Below are 20,792 nucleotides of genomic sequence, written 5' to 3' on the forward strand. Positions count from 1 at the left end.
CCCGTTGCAGGCTGAACCCACCCACCATCGACCCTCTAGCCCTGCCGCTGCTTGTGCTTCGGGTTGGAAGAACAAATGACCATCACCCGACCGTGGCGGCGGATGACCCGGCATTTTTCGCAGATCCGACGGACGGAAGGCCGTACCTTCATGGTTGATCCTGACAAAACCAGCGAATATCCATTCTATGTTCGTCTGGGCAACCTGTCAAAATGTGTTTGGGTTTGCTGACAGCGAGCGGACAGTCGGGTTGGCTATACTGGTTGGGCGAGGATCTGATACATTCACGCTGAACTCTCCTGAACATGGTTCAGGAAAGAAGCGATCGCATCCTGCCTATCTCTGTTCGCGTCAGCGGGACGGAGTCCAAACAGGAAGGCGGTATCCCGCAAAGCCCTGAGGAATACCCCCCGAGCGCTTTCCCCCTTCACTTCCCGGCAACCGTTGCGGTGGACTCAAGGATCAGGGGGAAACTTGGTCTACTATATCCCTCTCAATGACTTTTGCCAAACCGCCTAAAGCTCAGTAAATTCAGCAAAGTTCAGGGTTTTGGGGGTTAGAGGCATGCTCCTGAGTCAAAGTAGGCGCGACTGTGGGGTGGAGAAGGCCATGCGGTGGCAATGGCTGGTTGTGCTGAGTGGTGTGCTGGGGCTGGGATCCCCCGTGTTGGGGCAAGGGATCCCTTTGCCGGCAGCAGGCTCTTCCTCTGCTGGGAGGAACTTTTCTGCGGATGGGAACGGCCTGAGGACAGAGGGGGATTGGCTTTTGCCGTTGCGCAGCTCTGCCGATCGCATCGATGGGGTACCGGATCGGGGCTGGGTTGCGGTTGGGCTGTTGGAGGAGCAGGCGGTGACTCTGCTGGATGGGGCCAGCGGGGATCCCTTGTGGCAGGTGGCGGTGGGGTTTGCCCCCAGTGTGGTGCGGGTGGATGAGGCGCGGCAGGTGGTCTATGCCTCTGGCCCCAATGCCCCTGGGCTGGTGGCCCTCGATCTGCTGACGGGGGAGCTGATTCAGGCCTATGGGTTGCCGGCGGGAGTTTTGGATATTGCCGTGGATGCGGCCACAGGGCGGGTTTTTGCCTCCCTGCCCTCTGCCCAGAGTTTGGCGGTGATGGCTGCTCCCCTTCGCAGCAGCGGTGCGGAGCACAAACGCCAAAGCGACCCCTCAGAGCAGCCGCAAGCCCGCAATTTGCCGATGCCCGGCCCCCCTTTGGCGCTGGCCTACGATGCGGAGCGGGGATCCCTGTTTGTGGGTCTAGCCGGGGAGGATCCCCTCAGTTTGCTGGTGGTCAACCCAGACAATGGGGAGTTGTTGGCCCGTTGGCGCGGCGGCAATACTCCGGAAGCGATGGCTTTGGATGTGGAACGGCAACGCTTGGTGGTGCTCAACTCGGGCAGCCAAGACCTGACGGTGCTGGATCTGAGCCGCAGCGGCGAGGCCCTGCAGCGGGTTGGCCTGGATTGGCGACCGACGCGGCTGGCCCTTTCCCCGGATGGACGTTGGGCTTACGTGACCTCCCGCGATAGCGACCGCCTGCAACTGGTGGATTTGCAGACGGGGCGATTGGTGGCCTCACTGCGGCTGCAGGGACAACCGACGGGTCTGGTGATGTTAGACGGTCGGGATCTGTGGGTGGTGGCAGCAGGGATCCCAGCTTTGCGCCGTTTGCAGGATATTCAGGCTCAAGTTGGCGACGGCGGGACAGAGGTCCTGAACGGGGGAGTCCCCTCTCCAGGCAACCGCGGTGTGGTGACCGGGCGGGTGCTGGATATTGCCGGCCAACCTGTTCAGACGGGGGTTTTGCACTTGGCCGCCACGCCAACCCAACCCCAGCAAACTGTTCGCATTGCTGCCGACGGCACTTACGTGCTGCCGGAACTGCCGGCCGGCCTGTATTTGGTAGATGTGGAGGTGCCGGGTTTTCCGCTGACCAGCACCCAGGTGGAAGTCCGGGCCGGCTTTGTCTCCACTCAGGATATTCGTCTGCCGCCCGGGGAACCGACCCGCCAGCCGGAGGGCATTGGCCTTTTGCCCGATGAACCCGTTTACTCGGATGAGCTGGCCCGCCACCTCAGCATGGCCCTGAAGGAGTTGCAGCCCCAGCGACCGGTGATCCTCTTGAAGGGACCTTTGGGGCCGGATCCCCGGTTTGAGCCGCTTCTGCCCCTCACCCAGGGCCTGACTTTGTTGGATCGGGATGAGCGCTACACCGCCGACTTGGCCAAGCTGAAGGTGATCGGGGATGCCCTGGGATTGCGCTACATCCTCTTGACCCAGATGCAGATCTCGCGGGACTACAACCGCCAGGGCAACTCTCTGCTGAATACAGCCTTACGCTTTGTGGCCCCGACGGTGCCGGTGGAAATTCCCAATTTCACCCCCAACCAGCTGCGCAGCCGCGGGGTGGTGGTGGTGGTGGACTTGCAGAGGGATCGGCCTGGGGATCGGGCTCGCTACTACGAAGCCTATGGGCGGGATGATGTGGGCGGGGATCCGATGTTTGAAGATGCGGCAGCGGGCCTATTTCGGCTGCAGGTGCGCAACATGGTGCCGGTGTTTGTCCAACAATGGCAAACCAACAACCCCTTTTCTGGGTGAGGATCCCTGCAGCAGGATCTTGCCCTGTTCGCGTCAGGGGTGCGGAGCAGAATAGAACCGACTGCTACTACCGGATGCAACCTTCGCCATGCCTTTTTTCTTCTTTCATCCTCTCCGGCACAGGATTAGCTATCGCTACGCAACGCTCTCGCGAACAGGCAGTCTGGCCCTCTGCGGCTGGCTGGCACTGGCTTCAGGAGCGCTGGCTCAGGCTCCGGCCACCCCCATTCCGCGGTTGACGCCGTTGTTTCCCTCCCAAAACAGAGGGCAGCCCCAGGGAACGGCACGGCTGGTGGGGCAGGTGAGCAACAGCGTGGGACAACCTGTGGCGGGGGCACAGGTGCAGTTGGAGGGCATGGAGAACCCCAATCAGCCGATTCAAACCGATGAGCGGGGCGCTTTTGAGCTAGACCAAGCCCCAGCCGGGCGTTGGCTGTTGACGGTGTGGCACCCCGACTATGAAAAGGCAGAGCAGGAGATCCTCCTGCAAGCGGGCCTGACCACCCCTGTGGATGTGGTTTTGCAGGTGCCGATTCGGCCTCAACCCCGCCGTCGCCTTGGCATTTTGGGGGTGGGAGGGTTGGAGCATACCCAACTGTTGGGCCAGCGCCTGGCCATAGAGGCGGTGCGTCTGGGCTTGATCCCCAACGGCGAGAAGGTGGTGCCCCTGGACAACCGTCGCATTCAGCCCATTTTGCAGAAGGTGGGCTGGCCCATCTACGAGCTGTTTGAGTGGGATCGCCGCAAGCCGGAGGCGGTGGGCCAATTTTTCGATTACCTGGGCCTGGAAGCCATCGTCATCGCCCGCGTCGATGTCCTCACCCGACCGGCTTCGCCAACGGAGCTGAGCCTGCGTTCCCGCAGCCGCCTGGAACTGTGGCGGTTTGATGAGCAAGGCAACCTTGTGGTAGATATCCTGGCCGAGGCCAGTCGCGATCAGGTGGAGCGGAGCAACCTCAATGCTGCCGAGCTGGCCCAGCTTTATCAAATCCAAGTCACCCAGATGGCTGCTGAGGTGGGATCCCGCTGGAAGGAGCATCACCCGCTGGCCCAGTACCTAGAACTGGCTCAGGGAGAAGCCCCACCCCCACGCTCTCGCCTGGATACGGCTGTGGAGCTGCGCATCCCCTCTGCCACACCGACTCCCTAGGTCTTAAGCAGAACAGCTCCGGGATCTCTTCTGTTGTCGTGAAAGGGATCGTCCTCTGAGTTCGTCTAGCAACGACGGGAGGAGCCGCCCGAAGAGTGGCGAGAAGAGCTGCCCCCCGATGAAGGGCGGGAGGAGGAGCCGAAAGAGCCAGAAGAGCGCGAGGAGCCGCCACAACAGGAGCTTGCAAAGCTTGGATCTGGTTTTGCAGTTGTCTGCAGCGACGCTGCCTGCGCCAGTACATTGTGCCGCCGATTATCCCTGCAGCACCTGCCCCCACCCCTACCAACGGCCAGGGCGAAGGGGGAGCATGACTCTAGTCAATAATAAGCTCAACTATACTGAAAATAATGTATGTAAATGTATAATATGTTCAGTACGGATTACTACCAGTTGATCTTTCTGTTTACTTTCGAGTCTGCCAACATGGTAGCCAAAGCAAAGCAGAAAATTGGTAGTAAGACGACACGGAAACTGCGCTTTGGGTATTCTACTCAAAGCTTTGCGGGATACCGCCATTCTGTTTGGACTCCGTCCCGCTAACGCGAATGGAAACAAACAGAATGCTATCGCTGCATAGTTGAACAGTGATGTTCAGCAGTGTTCAGCGTAAATGTATCAGGCGGGTAGGTCATGCCTCTGTTGAATTGCTGCCCGGCGCTGCAGCCGGCCTGACCGCGTCAGCGCTGCAGTTCCCCCCCCAGCGCTTTGCTCCTGACGCCAGCTGTCCCATGGGCTATTTTTGCCGGGGATCCCCCCTGGTTGCCCGCAGGACTCTGTCCCACCGGCGCGATAGGGCGAGCCACCCCAGTTTCAAGGCCGGCCCCAGCACCTGCCAGCCGCGCAACCGGATCACCAGGGATCCCCATCCGTGCCAACCGATGCGAGCGAAGGTCAAGCGCAGGTGTTGGGCCAACTGAGGGGGTAGAGCGGCGATTAGTCCCAAGCATTGCCCCGTCAAAGCCGGATCGGCAAAGCCAATTTCCACCCCTCCTTGCCAAGATTGGATGTGGAGCTGCTTGCCCAGCTTCCACAGGTAGGGCCAATCTCTGGGGGAGCAACGTTCTCCCCGCTGCGCCGGCCAACGGCCGCGAAGGCGCAGGGATCCCCAACGCCATTCCCAGCCACGGCGGCTGCCCCGCACAGTCCACCCCCCCCACCCGTGCCATTTCCAGATCCAGGCGAGGGGTCCCTGCCAGGGCTTGCGGTAGCGCAGAATGAGCTGTTGAGGCCAGAACAAGAGAGTTCCCACAAAGACGGCCAGCAGCAATCCCAAAGGACTCCGTCCCGCTAACGCGAACAGCTTGAGCACCGACTGGGATCCTCCGCGGTCAATCCATAGCGGGCCAGAAAACGGGGCAAATCGACCACCAGGCAGGTGTAGGATCCCTGCATCACCAGCCGCTCCTGCTGGGTGATCTCCACCTGAAACTGAATGCGTCTCCCCTCCACTGCCACGACTTCGACCCGAACCTGCAAGGGATCCCCCGCCACCGCTGCCGACCGATGTTCCAAGGCAAAGCGGATCCCGACCGCCGCTTCCTCCGGCTCGTAGAAGGGCTGCAAGGTGTTGTGGCCGCACCGCTCGATCAACGTCAACAAAGCCGGGGATCCGATCACCTTCACACCGGGGTTGCCCAGAGCCTCAGCGGTTTGTTCTGGGCCGAGGATCCCTTGCCAGGTGCCGAGGGTGCCCAGGGGAACAGGTTTCATCAGCGGGCGGGGGCGCGCATTCTCCCAGAGTGCCATAGGCTCCAGCCTTGCCAGAGCAGGAGAATCAACGCCAGGATCCCGACCACCCCGGCCAGCACCAGAGCCCGTTCCAGGCGGGTGGCATGGAAGCCGGTTACCGTCCAATCGCGGCTGAGGTTGGATCCCAGAATGGCAAGCACAGCCAGGCCCAAACCTCGGATCCCCAGAGATTCCGCCCCTCTTCCCTCCTGCTGCAGGAGGATGGGCTGCAGCGCCGCCAGGATCAAGGCGGTGGTCAAGGCTCCCAACAGGAAGGCCGCTTGCGGCTGAGCGTGAATGAAGTAGCCCACCCCCACCGGCAGAGCCAGGCTGGCCAGCGTCAGAGCGATCCCCGTCTGCAGGGGTTTGTCTGGCCCATACAGCCAGTGCAGGAGCGCCGCCAGCGCCATGGCCGCCATTCCCAGGTACAGCGCCGCCGACACATAGGGTTGGGTGAGGTCGATCCCGGCAACCTGCAGGTTGAACTGGTGCAACAGGTTTTGCAGCAGAGGGCGGGCCGACAAAAACAAAGCGGCCATGGCCCCCCAACGGCTGGGAAAAGCCAGACACCCCAGCCCCAAGAGGGCCGCCCCGTAGGATCCCCCCAGCCGCAACGCCAGCAGCGCTCCTCCGCCCACCAGCGTTAGGCCCACACAGGCCCGCCAGAGCAGCCGTCCTTGTTGCTCGGCAACGCTGACGCGACCGGCTAAAGCCTCCGGCCCGCTGACATGAGCAGGTTCCCCTGGCGCAGGGATCCCCCGTCCCGTCTGGTTCTCCAAGGCAAGCAAGGCCCACGAGAGCAGCACCCCTGCCCCGTAGAGCAAGGCCCAGAAGGGATCCTGGTATAGGCCGTTGCGGGTCAAGGCCAAGGCCAGCGCCAACGCCACCAGCCACCCCACCCCATGCCCCACTGCCGACAGCAGCCCGGGGGAGTCTTCTGAGGCGGTCAAGAGCGGCACAGTGCCTGCCACCAAGCTGAGGGCGGCCAGCCCCACCGGCAACAGCACCTGCCAAGGGAGATCCGGCTGGGATCCCATTTCCAAAGGGCTCTGCCCCGCTAGCGCGAACAGGCGGGATCCCCAGGTTAAGGCGGCAATGCCGCTCCACCCCTGGCCCAGCGCCATCAGCAAGGACAGGGCTTCTGTTTCGGCCAAGACCCCCAGCAAAGGGATCCCCACCAAGCCCATCCCCAGGCCGCAGCCCCACAGAAAGAGCATTCCATGCTGCTCCGCAATGCCGATGCGACTGGGGGAGCCGATAGCCAGACTTTGCCAGGCCGCCAAACTGAGCAACAGCACCACCAGCCCTTGCCCGGCCCGACCGCAGCCACTCAACCCCAGTAAACCCACCCCCACCAGGCCCCCCAACAACAAAGCCAGGGGGATCAGATCCGGCAACTGACCCAGCCAGCACCCCAGCGCCGCCAAGGCCACCAAGCCCAGCCCCACTGCCGGTTGCCAGCGGCGAACGGATCCCCAGCGGCGATATCGAATCGCTTCCAACAGCAAGACCACCAAGCCAATCGCGGCCGCAATCGCCAAAACTCCACCCAGCACGTGCTCCCTCCTTTCAAGCCCTGCACCAACTATCGCCTATCGCTGTCCGGTCATCATCGCCATTCAGAACCAATCGAGCGGAAGCGTTGCCTAGCATCAGGTTTGCTCCTTGCCCCAGACCCGATGGGGAGCAAATGCGTTTGCGTTTGTGAAAGCATCGCGCAGCGATAACGCGAAGATAAGCTGGAGAAGAGCAGCGAGCGGGCGTTCATGTCTTCAGAGCATTACAAGTTCGACCTTTTCTTGCGCTACCACCGAGAGCAAGCCCGGTGGGCGCGTCAACTGGCGGAGCGGCTGGATCGCGAGGGTTTCAAAGTCTGGTTTGACCGCTGGATGCTGCAGCCGGGGGACAACCGCAAGCTGGAGCTGCAACTGGCCATCGAACAATGCCGTTGGGTGGGAGTGGTGGCCTCTCCAGAGTGGGTTGCCGATCCCTGGCCAAGGGATGAGCTGTACAGCGGGTTTCCCCATGCCCCGGCACGACAAAACCAGCGCCTGCTGACGCTGCTGCACACCCCCACTGAGCTACCCCGCCCCCTGGAAGAGGCGCCCCTGCTGGATTTTACTGGCTCAGAAGAGGATCCGGTGCTGTTTGAGTACCGCGCCTTGGAGCTAATGCACTTTTTGGATCCCAGCTTCCCTGCCCCCGGGGATCTGCAGCGGTTCCGGCTGCAATACCGCCGCCGTGAGGGGAAAGAGTCCCTGGAAGATGAAGAGGTGCAGGGATTTCAGGCCTTTTTGCGGGCCATCCAGATGGCCATCCTGCGCATTGCCACAGGCGAAACCCCCTCCGCCACGCCAGAAGAAGGAGCGCGTCAGATCGCCATTTTGCAGTTCATTCAGCGGCTGTTTCAGTGGAACAGTGCCGACATCCAATTCGAGCGGGGGGAAGACTGGCGTCGCCGCGGCAACCTGACGGAAGCCCTGGCCGCCTACGACCGGGCTCTGAACATGGATCCCAACTTCGCCCTGGCTTGGAGCCGCCGTGGGGATGTGCTGGTGCAGCTGGCCCGCTACCGCGAGGCGGTGGACAGCTACAATGGATCCCTGAGCATCAACCCCTACGACGAAGAAACCCGGCTGCGCCTGGCCCTGATTCTGGGGCGCCTGGGGCAGTACAAGTCGGCGGTGGTTAACTACGACAAGGTGCTGGAGAGCAACCCGGAAGATGCTCTGGCCTGGCATAACCGCGGCATCCGCCTGCTGCAACTGAAGCGGTCGAAGCTGGCCCTGAACAGCCTGAACAAAGCGCTGCGCCACAACCCCAAGCAGCCCCGCACCTGGCTGGCCCGTGGGATCGTGTTGCGACGGCTGCGGCGGCCCAGCTCGGCAGCGGCTAGTTTTGCGCGGGTTTTGAAGCTCAACCCCAGAAGTGCGCGGGTTTGGCGCTACCAAGGCAATGCCCTCTTCCACTGCCACCGGCTGCGCTCGGCTGTCGAGTGTTACAAGCGCTCGCTGCGGCTGCGTCGCCGGGATCCCATCACCCTGCACAACTTGGGGGTGGCCCTGCTGCGCTTGGGGCAGTATCGGCTGGCCAGCAAGGCCCTAGAACGCGCTCTGCGCTACGATGCCGACAACTACAAAAGCTGGTACGCCCGCGGTGTGGCCTTCCAGAAATTGGGCTACCTGAAAGAAGCCTGTATCCACTTCGAGGAAGCCCTCAAGATCAAGCCGGAGCACTTTCCAGCCCGCTATGCCTTGGCGGTAGCTCAGCAGGAGCTGGGGCAATATGAGGCCAGCCTACGGCATTTCCAGCGCTTGGTGCAGCAGCGTCCCGGCAGTTCTGCCTGCTGGTTTGGCCAGATCACCGGCCTGCGGCGCCTGGGCCGGCTGGAAGAAGCCCGTGCCGCCTGCCAGCAGATGCTCCGCCTCAACGAACGGGATCCCTGGGGCTGGTTTGCCCTGGGGTTGATCTACAGCGAGCTGAGGGATCCCGAACAAGCTGTGCAAGCCTACTCGCGGGTTTTGCAGCTCACCCCAGAAGATGCTGTGGCCCTCAACAACCGCGCCTGGGAAGCCTTGAAACTGGGGAAGCTGGAACCTGCTCTGGCAGACGCCCAACAGGCCACGCACCTGGATCCGCAGCGGCCCGCCTTTTGGCACACCCTGGGGCTGATTCAACTGCGCGCCGGCCAGCGAGAAGCCGCCCAGGCCAGCTTGCAGCGCTGTCTGGAGCTGGATCCCCAATTTCAGCCGGCCCAAGCTGCTTTGCAGGATTTGGCCCAAGAAGACTCGGCCTCCCCGGCGGGAATGGCTCTGCCGGAATTGGAAACCCTCACTCCCCAACCGCAGCCGGTTGACCCCAACCCCTAGCAGGATCCCCTGGGCTTTCAAACTCCCAAGGACAGTGCCTGCAGCACGCCGACGGGAGCAGAACATGCCACACTGGATCCCACCCCCTCAGCACCGACACGCATGGATCCCTATCTGATCCCTGTCAAGCTTCCCCACAGCTCCTACGATATTCTCCTCCAGTCTGCCGAAGGCCCCCCTGGCCACAGCCTCATCCAGCTGGGATCCCAAATGCGAGCTAGAGGGCTTTCCGGCAAGGCTCTGGTGGTGAGCCATCCCGGCATTGCCAAACACTTTGCCGAGAAGTTGCTGCAGGGGCTGCAACAAGCGGGGTTTGCCGCCCACCTCTGCCTATTGCCTGCCGGCGAACGCTACAAAACCCTGCGCTCGGTGGCCAAGATCTACGACGCCGCCCTAGCCTTTGGCCTGGAGCGCTCCTCCACCTTGGTGGCTCTAGGAGGGGGGGTCATTGGCGACATAGTGGGGTTTGCCGCCGCCACCTGGCTGCGCGGGATCCCTTTTGTGCAGGTGCCCACCTCACTTTTGGCCATGGTGGATGCGGCCATTGGTGGCAAGACCGGTGTCAACCATCCTGGCGGGAAAAACCTCATTGGGGCGTTTTATCAGCCGCGCCTGGTGTGGATTGACCCGACGGTGCTGAAAACTCTGCCCCCACGGGAGTTTACTTCGGCTTTGGCAGAAGTGATCAAATACGGCGTGATTCAGGCTGCCGACCTATTTGAGTTTTTGGAAGATCGACCCCAACTGAGCCGCTATACCGACTTTACTCCCGCAGACTTGCACTACCTGCTGCGCCGCTGTGCCGAGTGCAAAGCCTGGGTGGTGCAGCAGGACGAGAAAGAAGCGGGCCTGCGGGCCATCCTCAACTACGGCCACACCCTCGGCCATGCCCTAGAAGCTGCCACCGGCTACCGCCGCTATCTGCACGGAGAAGCTGTCGCCATCGGCATGGTAGCTGCCGGGGAGATCGCCCGCCGCCTGGGGTGGTGGAGCGCCGCTGAAGCCGAACGGCAACGACACCTGATCGAAAAAGCAGGATTGCCCAGCCGATGGCCCGCCGGGATCCCTTGGGAGGCAGTGCTGCAGGCGATGCAGGCCGACAAGAAAGTCAAACAGGGGCGGATTCGCTTCGTTCTGCCCCGCCGCATCGGCCAGGCCGAGCTGACCGATCAAGTCGAGCTGGCAGAGGTGCAGGCTGCTTTGGCCTCGATTACAGCCACCTCTGGAACCCTAGAATTAGGAAAACCTAAGGACAAGAAAGCATGGCACGGCAACAACGGGTAGCCATCTTGGGGGCCACAGGAGCAGTAGGGACGGAGCTGCTGACGCTATTGGAAGAGCGCCACTTTCCTGTAGCCGACCTCAAGCTTTTGGCCTCGCCCCGTTCAGCGGGCACTTATTTGACCTTCAAGGGGGAGCGGATCCCGGTGGAACCAGTTTCAGAAGCGGCCTTCCGGGGCCTGGATCTGGTGCTGGCCTCTGCCGGAGCAAGTGTTTCCAAAGCCTGGGCCAAGCCCATCGTCGAGGCGGGGGCGGTGCTGATTGACAACTCCAGCGCCTTTCGCCTGGATCCCAATGTTCCGCTAGTGGTGCCGGAGGTCAACCCCCAGGAAGCCTTCCGTCACCAAGGGATCATTGCCAATCCCAACTGCACCACCATCCTAATGTGCGTGGCCATCTACCCCCTGCATCGCCACATCCCCCTGCGCCGAGTGGTGGCCGCTACCTATCAATCCGCCAGCGGGGCTGGGGCCAGAGCCATGCAGGAACTTCAAGAACAAACCCGCGCCTACCTGCAGGGGCAGCCGTTTCCGCCCCAGGTGTTCCCTTACCCCATTGCCTTTAACCTCTTCCTCCACAACAGTCCCCTGCAAGAGAACGGCTACTGCCAGGAAGAGATGAAGATGGTGAACGAATCCCGCAAGATTATGGGATCCCCCAACCTGCGGCTGACAGCTACCTGTGTGCGGGTGCCGGTGCTGCGTACCCACGCCGAGGCCCTCAATCTAGAGTTTGAACAGCCCTTCCCTGTGGAAAAAGCCCGGCAAATCCTGGCCCAGGCCCCTGGGGTGGTGCTCATTGAAGATTGGCAGCAGAACCGCTTTCCCATGCCCATCGACGTGGCCGGCAAGGACGCAGTGGCCGTGGGCCGCATCCGCCAGGACATCTCCGAGCCCAAGGCCCTGGAGCTGTGGCTATGCGGGGATCAAATCCGCAAAGGTGCGGCCCTCAACGCCCTTCAAATTGCCGAGCTGCTTTTGAAGGACTAATTCACTGGAGCTTAACTCTCCAGGTTACTGGCCCCGCTGTAACAGGGGCAGCCTGAGTGCTGTTCAACGTCACCGGGGAGTTGGGGTAATCATAGTCACCGGGTAATGGCAAAGTTACCGCTGTTTGTACAGGGATGGCCACTGTGCAAATTTGTCCTGGGGCTACTGATCCTCCGGTGAATTTAATGGTGTTCGTAGGCAGCGGTGGCGGCGGGGGTTCGAGAGTGGGGGAGCCGCACGAAGTAGAAGTCCCCGCAGCGGCAACTTGCAAACCAGAAAACGGCGCTCCCGGCAAGGTGTGATTAAAGGCCAAGCCCGTCAATGGAATGGCTGCGCTGTTGGTGATGGTAAACATCAACATTCCGGTGCCGATACCGGGAGCCATGGATGGGCCAAACGGGTTGGGAGAAAAGGTCATGGTAAAGGTGGGAGCTGGCACCGTTACCGTTAAGCTGATAGCAGCAGCGGTGGCATTGAGCCCTTGGTTGTTGCTCAGGGTTACCGCGGGGCTGGTCAGGGATCCCGCTGTCGTGGCTGTAACCTGAAGATCCAGGCTGATGGTGCAGCTAGCGTTGGCTGCCAATGAGCCGTTGACCAACGAGATGGAAGTGGTTGTTGGTGAAGCTATCACCGTCCCCCCACAGCCATCGCTCAGGTTATTGGGACTGGCAATGACCAAACCGTTAGGCAAGGTGTCGGAAAAAGCTAGACCAGTCAGCGGCAGAGCGGCTGTGTTGGTAATCGTGTAGGTCAGAGTTGTTTTGGGAGTGGAGCCAAAAGCCAGCGAGACCGAGGTAGAACTAAATGCCTTGGCAAAAGTCGGGGCACCCGGCGTGGGTGTCGGAGTCGGCGTAGGTGTCGGAGTTGGAGTCGGCGTAGGTGTCGGAGTTGGAGTCGGTGTAGGTGTAGTCACTGTCGTCCCACCGCTTCCGCCGCCACCGCAGCCGGTCAGTCCTAGACAGGCCGCTCCTAGACTCAAGGCCACAAGAGTTGTAACTGCTTTTTTCTTCATCGCTCTCTCACTCCTCATCACTATCGGACTTGACTTTAGTTTTTATCGACCTGTCTTGCTGCAGTGTACTCCAGTCCAATTGCTGTTCAGGACGCTTCTGTGCCGAGGCAATTCACAATTATTGTAATAAACCTTGGCTTAGCTGGCAAACTCCAACTAGGGAATAGCTCCTTCAGACTTGCTCTTAGGTACCTTGCTTGTAAGCACAAAATCTGGCGCTCCAAGCCAACTTTCAGAACCTCGCCTATGCCGCTCGAGCCAGCAATGTTCACACAACGTTGGAAAGGGAGGAGAATTGAGAAGCATTCGGCCTTTGTGGAGAGGGGCTTGTGCATCCAATCGCGATGGGATCCCTGGCTAGCTTTATCGCCGGCTTGGCGACGGGGCTGGGGGCTTTGCCGGCCCTTTTTCTTCCCTCGCTCTCCGAAAGGGTACAAGGGATCCTGCTGGGGTTTGGGGGTGGGGTGATGTTGGCGGCCACCTCTTTTTCCCTGCTGGTGCCGGGCACCGAGGCAGCCATGGCGCTGGGGTATTCCCCATTTGGGGCGGCTGTGGTGATGGTGGCAGGCCTGTTGTTGGGGGCGATCTTCCTGGAGAGTGCCCACCGCTTTTTTCCCCACGAGCACTTTTTCAAAGGGGTTGAAGGGGAGAACCGCGCCCATTTGAAGCGGATTTGGCTGTTCATCATTGCCATTGCCCTGCACAATTTCCCGGAAGGACTGGCGGTGGGAGTGGGTTTCGCTACCGGCCAAGTCGGCGATGGGTTGGCGTTGGCGTTGGGGATCGGCTTGCAGAACATGCCAGAAGGGCTGGTGGTGGCTTTGTCACTGGTGGGCCAGGGGTACTCGCGGCTGTTCGCTTTTGGCATCGCCCTGCTGACCGGACTGGTGGAGCCCATCGGCGGGATCCTGGGAGCAACGGTGGTCTCTCTGGCGCAGCCCCTACTACCCTGGGGCATGGCTTTTGCGGCGGGGGCGATGTTGTTTGTCATTTCCGATGAGATCATCCCTGAGTCGCACCGGCAGGGGTTGGAGCGGGAGGGCACCTTTGGGGTCATCAGTGGGTTTGTGGTGATGATGTTGCTGGATATCACCTTGGGCTAGCAAGGGATCCCGTCGCGAAGTGGAACGGAGTTTTATTTTTTATGTTGAGTAACGAACCCTTTTTGTGGCGAGGAGCAGGGGAACACGCCTGTCTGCTGCTACATGGATTGGGGGGCGGTGTTTACGAGTTGCAATGGCTGGCAGAGCGGCTGTTGGCGGCTGGCCTGACGGTGCAGGGATTTAACTATCCCGGCCATGACAGTGCTCCGCATCGCTTACACGACCGCCGGTCTGCCCACATGCCCCCTTCCCGCTGGACGGAGTGGTACGGGCGGGCTTTGGAGCATTATCTGGCTTTGCAGCAGGAGTATCCCCGCGTTTCCTTGGTGGGCTTTTCCACCGGCTGTCTGCTGGCTTTGCACCTGGCTTTTGCCCATCCCATCCATAAATTGGTGCTGCTGGCGCCATTTTTCGCCATTCGCCACCGCTGGTACTATCTTTTTCGCCCTGAGCAGTACCTGAACAGCCTGGGTTGGCTATTGAAGGAGGTGCCCCGCCTCAGCTTGCCGATTCGGGATGGGGACGCTCGAGCCTTGGCAGAAAGAACGGCCTATTTCCGCAGCTTTAATCTGTCGGCAGTGCGCAGCGCCCTCGAGCTCATCGAGCGGGTCAAGGGGGAAGTGGCCAGCATCCGGGTTCCCACCCTGATCCTGCAATCCCGCCAAGATATGGTGGTGGACCCCGACCAGGCAATGTGGCTCTATCAAGAGCTGGGATCCGAGGAGAAGATCTTGCATTGGCTGGAGCACTCCGACCACATCCTCACTTTGGACTGCGAGCGGGAAACGGTGTTTGACCAGGTTTGCGCCTTTCTCAAACGGGATCCCTCTGCGCCCGGATCAGCGTAACCCGCTGCCAAGCACCGCGGGCATCGTAGTCCCGGATCAAACACAAGAGACAATGGCAGTCTTCCGGCTGCGGAAACCAGCTCAGGCTTACCGAAAAGCTGCGATCCCGCTGGGCAGTGGGGATGGGCAAGGGATCCGGCCCGCCAATCCACAGCCCTCCCGGCAAGGGATCCCAGTTGCTCAACCACTCTGCCCCCGAGCAGTCCACCTCGGTTTCGGCAAACCGGCCCTCGGCAACCGCAAAGCTCTGGGCGATCCCCCGCCATCTCCCCTGGAGGCAGGCCCTCAGCTGCTCTCTGCTCAGGGGTGCACAGTCTGCAACGGGATCCAAAGCTTGGCCGCGCCGCTCCAGGATCGCGGTTACCTCTACCAGACGACCTTGGACATCCCACTGTTGCACCAGCCGCGCCTTGCGATCCCTCCAGAGAAAGCCCTGCTCGACGGCAAAATCACTAAACGGCGCCAGTTGCAGCCGCCCATTGGAAAAAGATCCATCGGGGAAAAAGCGCAATCCCGGCGAGAAATCCTGGTAGACCCAGCTCTGGGAGCTTTCGGGAGTGGGGGATCCCTGTAGGGGGTAGTAGGCGTTGGTTTGGCGGATCGCGCTCCCTGCCGCCGGACTTCCTGAAGAAGAGGATGGAGCCAAGGCCTCAAAGGTGATGAGGCTGCGCTTTTGGCCCCCCAGCTCCCAGCCGCCGGCGGTGGGTCGATAGTTGGAGAAGAGACCGTGCCACACTCCCAGGTGGAGAGCCAGACATTGTTTTTGGGTTTTCATGAAGCAATGTGAAGCTAAGATTGTGAGGACGTAACGCTGGAGAGCAAGACCTATGGGGAAGGAGCTCCGAGGTGGCATTTTACTGGTTTTGGGGTTTATGCTGTCTCCCCTTTCCTGGTGGAATGACTTGTTTTTCAACCTGCCGATTGCCTATGGGTTGGGCTACCTGTGTAGCCTGTGGCAGCCACAGTGGTTTTTGGGCGGAACCCTCGTGGGGTACTGGCTCTCCAACTTGATAGGCATTCTCATGATGCAGTTTGGCGCTACGGATGTCGTCGAGAAAGGCGAGAAACCCCGCAATATGAAACGCGATCTCTTGATTGGGCTGGCTTCTTCTACCGCCTATACTTCGGCAATTGTTGGGCTGCTTCAGTTTCACCTCGTCGATATCAGCGCCATCTTCCCCATTTCTTAACCCTATGCCGCTGGCAATTTTCTGGGCAACTTTAGTCGAAGGGATCCTCGCTTTTGTTGCCACCCATATCGACGACTTTTTCTTGCTGGTTCTGTTGTTTGCCCAGGCGCAGCTGCAACCCCTGTGGAAGGGCTGGCACATTTGGCTGGGAGGCTACTTGGGCTTGGCAGGGTTGATCCTGCTCAGCTCTCTGGGATACCTGGGGGGCCTGCTGTTGCCGCCACCTGCGATTGGGCTGCTGGGGGTGATCCCGATTGCGGTAGGCGGTTGGAAATTGTGGCAACCTGAACCTGAAGAAACCTTGGAAAAAGAGTTGGAAGAGTTGCGAGAGCGCCCAACCCAAAAGGCTTGGCCGATCCTTTTGCCCTCGCCAGTTCTGATGTCCATGCTCTTCACCTTTGCCAACGGCGGAGATAATGTCAGCCTGTACGTTCCTTTGTTTGCCGGCAGCACCCCTCTCCAGTTGGCCCTCTTTGCCACAATCTTTTTTCTGATGAAGGGATTGTGGTTTGCAATGGCTCAAAAACTGACGATGCAGCCTGCAGTGGCGAAGGTTTTAACGGAACGGACAGAACACTGGGTGCCCTGGATTCTCATGGGCTTGGGGGTGTGGATCCTGTTCAAAAATGAGACTTGGAGATGGCTTTTGTCTTAGACTCTGGCCGGGATTTGTTCGTGATAGCGGGACGGGATTCTTTCGAGTTCTAGTCGTTGTGTCGGTCTAGGGAGGGATCCCAGTCCAGATCTTCGTGGCGGTGCTCCCGTTCCCAGCGATGCACCCAGTCCCAAATGCGATAGTGCTGCTCGGCGGTGAGTTGCTTGGGATCTTGGGCCAAAGCGGCAGCCTCTTCTGGGGTGAGCAAAGCAGCCAGGCTGCCGATCTCCACCAAATAGCGGCGTTCTTCCGCAGTGGTGTGGGACTGATTGAGCCGTTGAATTAAACGACGTAAAGTGGCTACATCTTGACTCATAAGCCGATAGGAAAGAATCGACGAGCATCTAAGCTGGTAAGAACAGTTTAAGAGCAGAATCATCAAAATCACCAAAAGAAAACAGTCCAAATTGTCTGCCCAATGCTCCTCTAATCCTCAAAGGATCCCAGAATGCGCACTTCTGGCTCCAAAAGCACCGACCATTGTTGATAGACCTTTTCCTGGGCCAAGCGAATCAAGCGGTAAATGTCCTTGGCACTCGCCTGATGGCAATTGAGGATGAAGTTGGCATGGCGCTCTGAAATTTGGGCCCCACCGATGCGGTACCCCTTCAAGCCGACCTGCTCGATTAGCCAGCCGGCAGGGTGAGACTCTGGGTTGCGAAAGACGCTGCCACAACTGGGCAAATGATAGGGCTGAGAGCTTAGGCGTTGGTTGAGGTAGCGCTGGGTTTCCCACTGCACCTGGGCCGGATCCCTGCTTGGGATCAACTGCAGCGTCGCTCCTGTCACCGTCCAGGGGGAGTCCTGTAGGCGAGAGCGGCGATAGCCAAATTGCAGATCGGCAGGTTCTAGGCGGCAGGGCTCCTGCTCCTCATCCAAAATCTGTACTTCCGCCAGCACATCCGCCATGGCGCGTCCGTGGGCACCCGCATTCATCACCACGGCTCCCCCTAGCGTGCCCGGGATCCCGATGGCCCACTCCAAACCGCTCCAGCCTTGCTTGGCGGCTGCCCGCGCCAGATTGACCAAAGGCTCTCCGGCAGCGGCCCACATTCTCCCCCCCGCCAACAGTTGCATCCCGCGCAGACGGCGGGTACCGATCACCAGCCCCTTCAACCCCGCATCGCTGATGAGCAGATTGCTACCTGCCCCCAGCAGCGTCGTGGGGATCCCTTCTGCTCGCGCCCAAGCCAAACACTGCTGCAGCTCCAGATGGCTACGGGGCTCACAATACCACTCGGCCTTGCCGCCCACACGAAAGGTGGTCAGAGGAGCCAACGGGATCCCCGATTGAATTCGTCCAGATAGCAGAGCCGCCGGCCCGCGGGGGAGAAGCCTGTCTTCAGCGGTAAGACTTGCCGCCTCAGACTCACAGGAACCGTCCCGCTGAGGCACCACCGGAGCCGTCGTCATGATTCAATACCTCAGAAGCAGCTATCTTTTCAGCTGAAGTTTGGATTTTTGGCTTGCCCAGGCTGTTCCCTCACCTGAGCCGCATATGCCCGCATCGTAGCGATTATCTGCTGATTTAGGTCCCCTGCGCCCAAAAAAACGGCGAGATCTCCAGGGTGCAGGACGGACGGCAACACCTCCGGCAATCGCGGCAAAGACGACACATAGCGCACATGGGGATGGTGCTCCGCCACCGCCACGGCCAAGCGCAAGCTGTCGGAACCCTCAGGCGCCGGCTCTCCCGCTCCATACGTAGGCACGATCACCACCACGTCCGCCTCCCCAAAGCAGCGGGCAAAATCTTGGAACAGGGCAGCCAAGCGGCTGTGGCGATGGGGCTGAAATACCGCCACCACCCGCCGCTGCTGTAGCCGTGCTGCCTGCAGGGTGGCTCGAATCTCGCTGGGATGATGGGCATAGTCGTCGATAAAGGTGACTCCACCCACTTCCCCCTTGTGCTCAAAGCGGCGATGCGCCCCCCGAAATTGCGCCAAAGCTGAGGCAATCACCGCAAACTCCAAGCCCAACTGTCGCCCAACGGCAACCGCCGCCAGGGCATTGCTGAGGTTGTGGGATCCCAACACCTGTAGGCGAAGCTGTCCGAGCAGGGATCCCCTTTCCCAAATCTCGGCGCAGGTGAAACTGGCAGTGTAGAGGATTTGGCGAGCTTGGTACTGGGCTTGGGGATGACCGGTCAGGCTGTAGCCCACATCCACCCTCAGGTGAGCCGCCACGTTGGGACAGTCCAGACAGGCCACCAGGGTTTGGCTTTGCTGCCCATACTGTTGAAAAGCCCGGATCACCTGCCCCAAATCGGCGTAGTGATCGGGGTGATCCAGCTCAATGTTGGTGATCACCCCAATCTTGGGATAGAGCCGCACCAGGGATCCATCCGACTCATCCACCTCCGCCACCCAATACTCCCCCTTGCCCAGACGGGCATTGCCATCCCAGGCATCCACTTCCCCGCCGATAATCAAGGTGGGATCCCAGCCCGCCGAGAGCAACACATAGCCGATCATGCTGCTGGTGGTGGTTTTGCCGTGGGTGCCGGCCACCCCAATGCCGGAGCGATGGTTAAACAGAGCCGCCAACAAGTCCGCCCGATGCCAAACCGTCAATCCTTTGCCCAGGGCAGCGGCCAATTCTGGATTGGTGGGGCGAATGGCGCTGGAATAGACCACCTGCGGATCCCCGACCAACCCCTCCAAGCTGTGGCCCTGAAAGAAGCGCACCCCCAAAGCTTCCAGGCGGCGGGTACGGCCATTGGCGACAATGTCGGATCCGGAAACGCGAAACCCTTGCTTAGCCAGAATATAGGCCAGAGCCGACATCCCCACTCCACCAATGCCCACAAAGTGATAGGTGGACAGAAAGGGATTTAAGGGATCCAAATGCAGGGGCAGAGGCTGAGACGGAACCGGCAACGGCGGGATGGGATCCCCTCCTCCAACTGTTTCCACCATCGCAACTCCACCCCACTCCTAAAACCGCCACACTCCAAAAAAAGGACTGCGTTCTGCTGACTACAAACAGGTTCGAACAGGCCACATCATATCAGGAATCCCCAGAGCTAGGTAGGCTGCGCCCCACCGGTTGCCGTGATCTGCCGGCACCTTGGGGAACCCACAGGGGGTGAAAATACGGTGAGCACAAGCAACACAGAATACAGCTGGACATTTTCATCCCAAAAACTTTACACTTGTTTAAGAAAAAGAGGCGGCGTTTGTCGTCTGCAAAGCCACAGCGGGTAAAAGGCCATGAACCCACGAGCGCTTTGGTCGCTGGCAGGAGTCGGGCTGCTTGGTTGTGCCGGTCTGGCATGGCTGGGATTGAGCCAACAGGGAGCCACACAGTCGGTATCGGGAAGTGCAGAGGCAACGGTGGAAATGCGGCTGCCTCTGCAAGTTGGTGCTTTGGGTCGCCTGGAGCCGGAGGGGGAAGTGCTGCGCATTGCCGGTTCCCCCGGAGAACGGCTGGGAGAGCTGCTGGTGGCCGAGGGGGATCGCGTGGTGGCAGGCCAAGTGCTGGCCCGCTTGGAAAGCTACGCCGAGCGGTTGGCGGAGCGAGAGTACGCTGCCGCCCAACTTCAAGAGGCCCGCGCCCGGTTTCAGGCCGAGACCCGTTTCAGTCAGGCCCAAATCCAAGAGGCACGCACCCGCCTCAGCCGTCTGGACGAGCCGCAACAGATGCAAATCCGCTCCCAGGAAGCGGTGGTGGAACGTATCCGGGCAGAACTGGCCGATGCCGAGGCCAATCTGGCCCGCTTTCAGGAGCTCTGGCAGGAAGGAGCAATCTCGCAACAAGAGCTGGATCAACGCCGGCTGCTGGTGCGGCAACGACAGGAGGACTTGCGGGCTGCCGAAGCCACCCTGAGCCAACTGCGCCTGGCCCGTGAGCGGGATCTGCTCAATGCCCAAGCCCAAGTCCAAGCTGCCGAGGCGGGACTGAGTCTGGCCCAAGCCCAAGTCCAACTGGGATCCCTGGCCCGCAATCTGGAACTGGCAGAAGCTCGCCTAGAGCGCACCCTCATCCGCGCTCCCCGTGCTGGACAGGTGCTCAAGATCCACACCCGCCCTGGAGAGGTCATCCCCGCCGGCGAGGGCATTCTCGAGCTGGGCAACACTGACCAAATGATGGTGGTGGCCGAGGTCTACGAAACAGACATCTTGCGGGTTCGGCCAGGCCAGCAGGCCACCATTAGCAACCGCGCTCTGCCAGAAACCCTGCAGGGCCGAGTGGAGCGGGTAGGCCTGCAGATTGGCAAGAAAGATGTGCTCAACACCGACCCAGCTGCCGATGTGGATGCCCGTGTGGTAGAGGTGTATATCCGCCTGGATCCGGAGAGCAGCGCCCGCGTGGCTGGCCTGACCAACCTGCAGGTGAATGTGGCCATCGATGTCGAGGGGTAGGCTCA

The 20,792-nt window shown here is 60.6% G+C and carries 19 protein-coding genes; 10 read left to right on the forward strand and 9 right to left on the reverse strand.

Annotated elements, in window-relative coordinates:
* Positions 1-35: 35 nt before the first annotated feature.
* The gene (gene rpmJ / locus ACVW0B_RS07995; RefSeq protein WP_011433187.1) at positions 36-152 is read right to left on the reverse strand and encodes a 50S ribosomal protein L36; all 117 of its coding nucleotides are present in this window, start codon (positions 150-152) and stop codon (positions 36-38) included.
* A gap of 412 nt (positions 153-564) precedes the next feature.
* On the opposite strand from rpmJ, the gene ACVW0B_RS08000 reads away from it, so the two are divergent.
* Both ACVW0B_RS08000 and ACVW0B_RS08005 read left to right on the forward strand, forming a co-directional pair.
* The gene (locus tag ACVW0B_RS08000; RefSeq protein WP_457491400.1) at positions 565-2,598 is read left to right on the forward strand and encodes a carboxypeptidase regulatory-like domain-containing protein; all 2,034 of its coding nucleotides are present in this window, start codon (positions 565-567) and stop codon (positions 2,596-2,598) included.
* A gap of 88 nt (positions 2,599-2,686) precedes the next feature.
* Positions 2,687-3,748 (forward strand): carboxypeptidase-like regulatory domain-containing protein, encoded by a 1,062-nt coding sequence (locus ACVW0B_RS08005; protein WP_414351124.1) that lies wholly within the window; start codon positions 2,687-2,689, stop codon positions 3,746-3,748.
* A 733-nt stretch (positions 3,749-4,481) separates the two neighbouring features.
* Here ACVW0B_RS08005 and ACVW0B_RS08010 read toward each other — a convergent pair.
* The 3 genes from ACVW0B_RS08010 to ACVW0B_RS08020 are packed head-to-tail and all read right to left on the reverse strand — an operon-like array spanning position 4,482 to position 7,017.
* Positions 4,482-5,057 carry a hypothetical protein gene (locus ACVW0B_RS08010; protein ID WP_457491401.1) on the reverse strand — a complete coding sequence of 192 codons (576 nt, stop codon included), beginning with the start codon at positions 5,055-5,057 and terminating at the stop codon, positions 4,482-4,484.
* A complete protein-coding gene (locus ACVW0B_RS08015) occupies positions 5,036-5,494 on the reverse strand; it encodes a thioesterase family protein (protein WP_457491402.1) in 459 nt (152 codons plus the stop codon). Before ACVW0B_RS08015 ends, ACVW0B_RS08010 begins: the two co-directional genes overlap by 22 nt.
* Positions 5,458-7,017, reverse strand: coding sequence for a hypothetical protein (locus ACVW0B_RS08020; RefSeq protein ID WP_457491403.1), 1,560 nt, complete (start codon positions 7,015-7,017; stop codon positions 5,458-5,460). Before ACVW0B_RS08020 ends, ACVW0B_RS08015 begins: the two co-directional genes overlap by 37 nt.
* A gap of 225 nt (positions 7,018-7,242) precedes the next feature.
* Here ACVW0B_RS08020 and ACVW0B_RS08025 point away from each other — a divergent pair, with 225 nt between their 5' ends.
* From ACVW0B_RS08025 to ACVW0B_RS08035, 3 genes are all read left to right on the forward strand, one after another.
* On the forward strand, positions 7,243-9,345 hold the full coding sequence (locus ACVW0B_RS08025; protein ID WP_457491404.1) for a tetratricopeptide repeat protein: 2,103 nt from the start codon (positions 7,243-7,245) through the stop codon (positions 9,343-9,345).
* Positions 9,346-9,447: 102 nt separating this feature from the next.
* Positions 9,448-10,629 carry a 3-dehydroquinate synthase gene (aroB, locus tag ACVW0B_RS08030; RefSeq protein ID WP_457491405.1) on the forward strand — a complete coding sequence of 394 codons (1,182 nt, stop codon included), beginning with the start codon at positions 9,448-9,450 and terminating at the stop codon, positions 10,627-10,629.
* On the forward strand, positions 10,608-11,615 hold the full coding sequence (locus ACVW0B_RS08035; RefSeq protein WP_457491406.1) for an aspartate-semialdehyde dehydrogenase: 1,008 nt from the start codon (positions 10,608-10,610) through the stop codon (positions 11,613-11,615). The genes aroB and ACVW0B_RS08035 overlap by 22 nt, the downstream gene beginning before the upstream one ends.
* A gap of 1 nt (position 11,616) precedes the next feature.
* Here ACVW0B_RS08035 and ACVW0B_RS08040 read toward each other — a convergent pair whose 3' ends face one another.
* Entirely contained in the window at positions 11,617-12,627 is a 1,011-nt protein-coding gene (locus tag ACVW0B_RS08040; RefSeq protein ID WP_457491407.1) for a DUF7933 domain-containing protein, read from the reverse strand.
* Between the two features lie 329 nt (positions 12,628-12,956).
* On the opposite strand from ACVW0B_RS08040, the gene ACVW0B_RS08045 reads away from it, so the two are divergent.
* Both ACVW0B_RS08045 and ACVW0B_RS08050 read left to right on the forward strand, forming a co-directional pair.
* Positions 12,957-13,730 (forward strand): ZIP family metal transporter, encoded by a 774-nt coding sequence (locus ACVW0B_RS08045; RefSeq protein ID WP_011433177.1) that lies wholly within the window; start codon positions 12,957-12,959, stop codon positions 13,728-13,730.
* Positions 13,731-13,771: 41 nt separating this feature from the next.
* On the forward strand, positions 13,772-14,578 hold the full coding sequence (locus ACVW0B_RS08050; protein WP_457491408.1) for an alpha/beta hydrolase: 807 nt from the start codon (positions 13,772-13,774) through the stop codon (positions 14,576-14,578).
* On the opposite strand, the gene ACVW0B_RS08055 is transcribed toward ACVW0B_RS08050, so the two are convergent.
* Entirely contained in the window at positions 14,544-15,353 is an 810-nt protein-coding gene (locus tag ACVW0B_RS08055; RefSeq protein ID WP_457491409.1) for a DUF3598 family protein, read from the reverse strand. The genes ACVW0B_RS08050 and ACVW0B_RS08055 overlap by 35 nt on opposite strands.
* A gap of 52 nt (positions 15,354-15,405) precedes the next feature.
* On the opposite strand from ACVW0B_RS08055, the gene ACVW0B_RS08060 reads away from it, so the two are divergent.
* Positions 15,406-15,768: a hypothetical protein gene (locus ACVW0B_RS08060; RefSeq protein ID WP_457491410.1), complete on the forward strand. Its 363-nt coding sequence runs from the start codon at positions 15,406-15,408 to the stop codon at positions 15,766-15,768.
* Positions 15,769-15,772: 4 nt separating this feature from the next.
* Entirely contained in the window at positions 15,773-16,423 is a 651-nt protein-coding gene (locus ACVW0B_RS08065) for a cadmium resistance transporter (protein WP_457491411.1), read from the forward strand.
* 49 nt (positions 16,424-16,472) lie between these two features.
* Here the strand turns inward: ACVW0B_RS08065 and ACVW0B_RS08070 are convergent, their stop codons facing one another.
* The 3 genes from ACVW0B_RS08070 to murC form a co-directional block, all read right to left on the reverse strand.
* Positions 16,473-16,739, reverse strand: coding sequence for a hypothetical protein (locus tag ACVW0B_RS08070; RefSeq protein WP_414342676.1), 267 nt, complete (start codon positions 16,737-16,739; stop codon positions 16,473-16,475).
* Between the two features lie 110 nt (positions 16,740-16,849).
* A complete protein-coding gene (gene murB, locus ACVW0B_RS08075) occupies positions 16,850-17,836 on the reverse strand; it encodes a UDP-N-acetylmuramate dehydrogenase (RefSeq protein WP_457491412.1) in 987 nt (328 codons plus the stop codon).
* Between the two features lie 29 nt (positions 17,837-17,865).
* Positions 17,866-19,341, reverse strand: a complete 1,476-nt coding sequence (gene murC / locus ACVW0B_RS08080; protein WP_457491413.1) for a UDP-N-acetylmuramate--L-alanine ligase — start codon at positions 19,339-19,341, stop codon at positions 17,866-17,868.
* Positions 19,342-19,635: 294 nt separating this feature from the next.
* Between murC and ACVW0B_RS08085 the strand changes: the two genes are divergently transcribed.
* The gene (locus ACVW0B_RS08085) at positions 19,636-20,787 is read left to right on the forward strand and encodes an ABC exporter membrane fusion protein (RefSeq protein ID WP_457491414.1); all 1,152 of its coding nucleotides are present in this window, start codon (positions 19,636-19,638) and stop codon (positions 20,785-20,787) included.
* The last annotated feature ends 5 nt before the right edge of the window (positions 20,788-20,792 follow it).

This window comes from Thermostichus sp. MS-CIW-23 (genome assembly GCF_054059455.1).

Excerpts from the sequence above, each read along its gene's own strand:
- rpmJ (WP_011433187.1), bottom strand. The coding sequence starts at position 152 with ATGAAGGTACGGCCTTCCGTCCGTCGGATCTGCGAAAAATGCCGGGTC.
- ACVW0B_RS08000 (WP_457491400.1), top strand. The coding sequence starts at position 565 with ATGCTCCTGAGTCAAAGTAGGCGCGACTGTGGGGTGGAGAAGGCCATG.
- ACVW0B_RS08005 (WP_414351124.1), top strand. The coding sequence starts at position 2,687 with ATGCCTTTTTTCTTCTTTCATCCTCTCCGGCACAGGATTAGCTATCGC.
- ACVW0B_RS08015 (WP_457491402.1), bottom strand. The coding sequence starts at position 5,494 with ATGGCACTCTGGGAGAATGCGCGCCCCCGCCCGCTGATGAAACCTGTT.
- ACVW0B_RS08025 (WP_457491404.1), top strand. The coding sequence starts at position 7,243 with ATGTCTTCAGAGCATTACAAGTTCGACCTTTTCTTGCGCTACCACCGA.
- aroB (WP_457491405.1), top strand. The coding sequence starts at position 9,448 with ATGGATCCCTATCTGATCCCTGTCAAGCTTCCCCACAGCTCCTACGAT.
- ACVW0B_RS08035 (WP_457491406.1), top strand. The coding sequence starts at position 10,608 with ATGGCACGGCAACAACGGGTAGCCATCTTGGGGGCCACAGGAGCAGTA.
- ACVW0B_RS08040 (WP_457491407.1), bottom strand. The coding sequence starts at position 12,627 with ATGAAGAAAAAAGCAGTTACAACTCTTGTGGCCTTGAGTCTAGGAGCG.
- ACVW0B_RS08050 (WP_457491408.1), top strand. The coding sequence starts at position 13,772 with ATGTTGAGTAACGAACCCTTTTTGTGGCGAGGAGCAGGGGAACACGCC.
- ACVW0B_RS08055 (WP_457491409.1), bottom strand. The coding sequence starts at position 15,353 with ATGAAAACCCAAAAACAATGTCTGGCTCTCCACCTGGGAGTGTGGCAC.
- ACVW0B_RS08060 (WP_457491410.1), top strand. The coding sequence starts at position 15,406 with ATGGGGAAGGAGCTCCGAGGTGGCATTTTACTGGTTTTGGGGTTTATG.
- ACVW0B_RS08065 (WP_457491411.1), top strand. The coding sequence starts at position 15,773 with ATGCCGCTGGCAATTTTCTGGGCAACTTTAGTCGAAGGGATCCTCGCT.
- ACVW0B_RS08070 (WP_414342676.1), bottom strand. The coding sequence starts at position 16,739 with ATGAGTCAAGATGTAGCCACTTTACGTCGTTTAATTCAACGGCTCAAT.
- murB (WP_457491412.1), bottom strand. The coding sequence starts at position 17,836 with ATGACGACGGCTCCGGTGGTGCCTCAGCGGGACGGTTCCTGTGAGTCT.
- murC (WP_457491413.1), bottom strand. The coding sequence starts at position 19,341 with ATGGTGGAAACAGTTGGAGGAGGGGATCCCATCCCGCCGTTGCCGGTT.
- ACVW0B_RS08085 (WP_457491414.1), top strand. The coding sequence starts at position 19,636 with ATGAACCCACGAGCGCTTTGGTCGCTGGCAGGAGTCGGGCTGCTTGGT.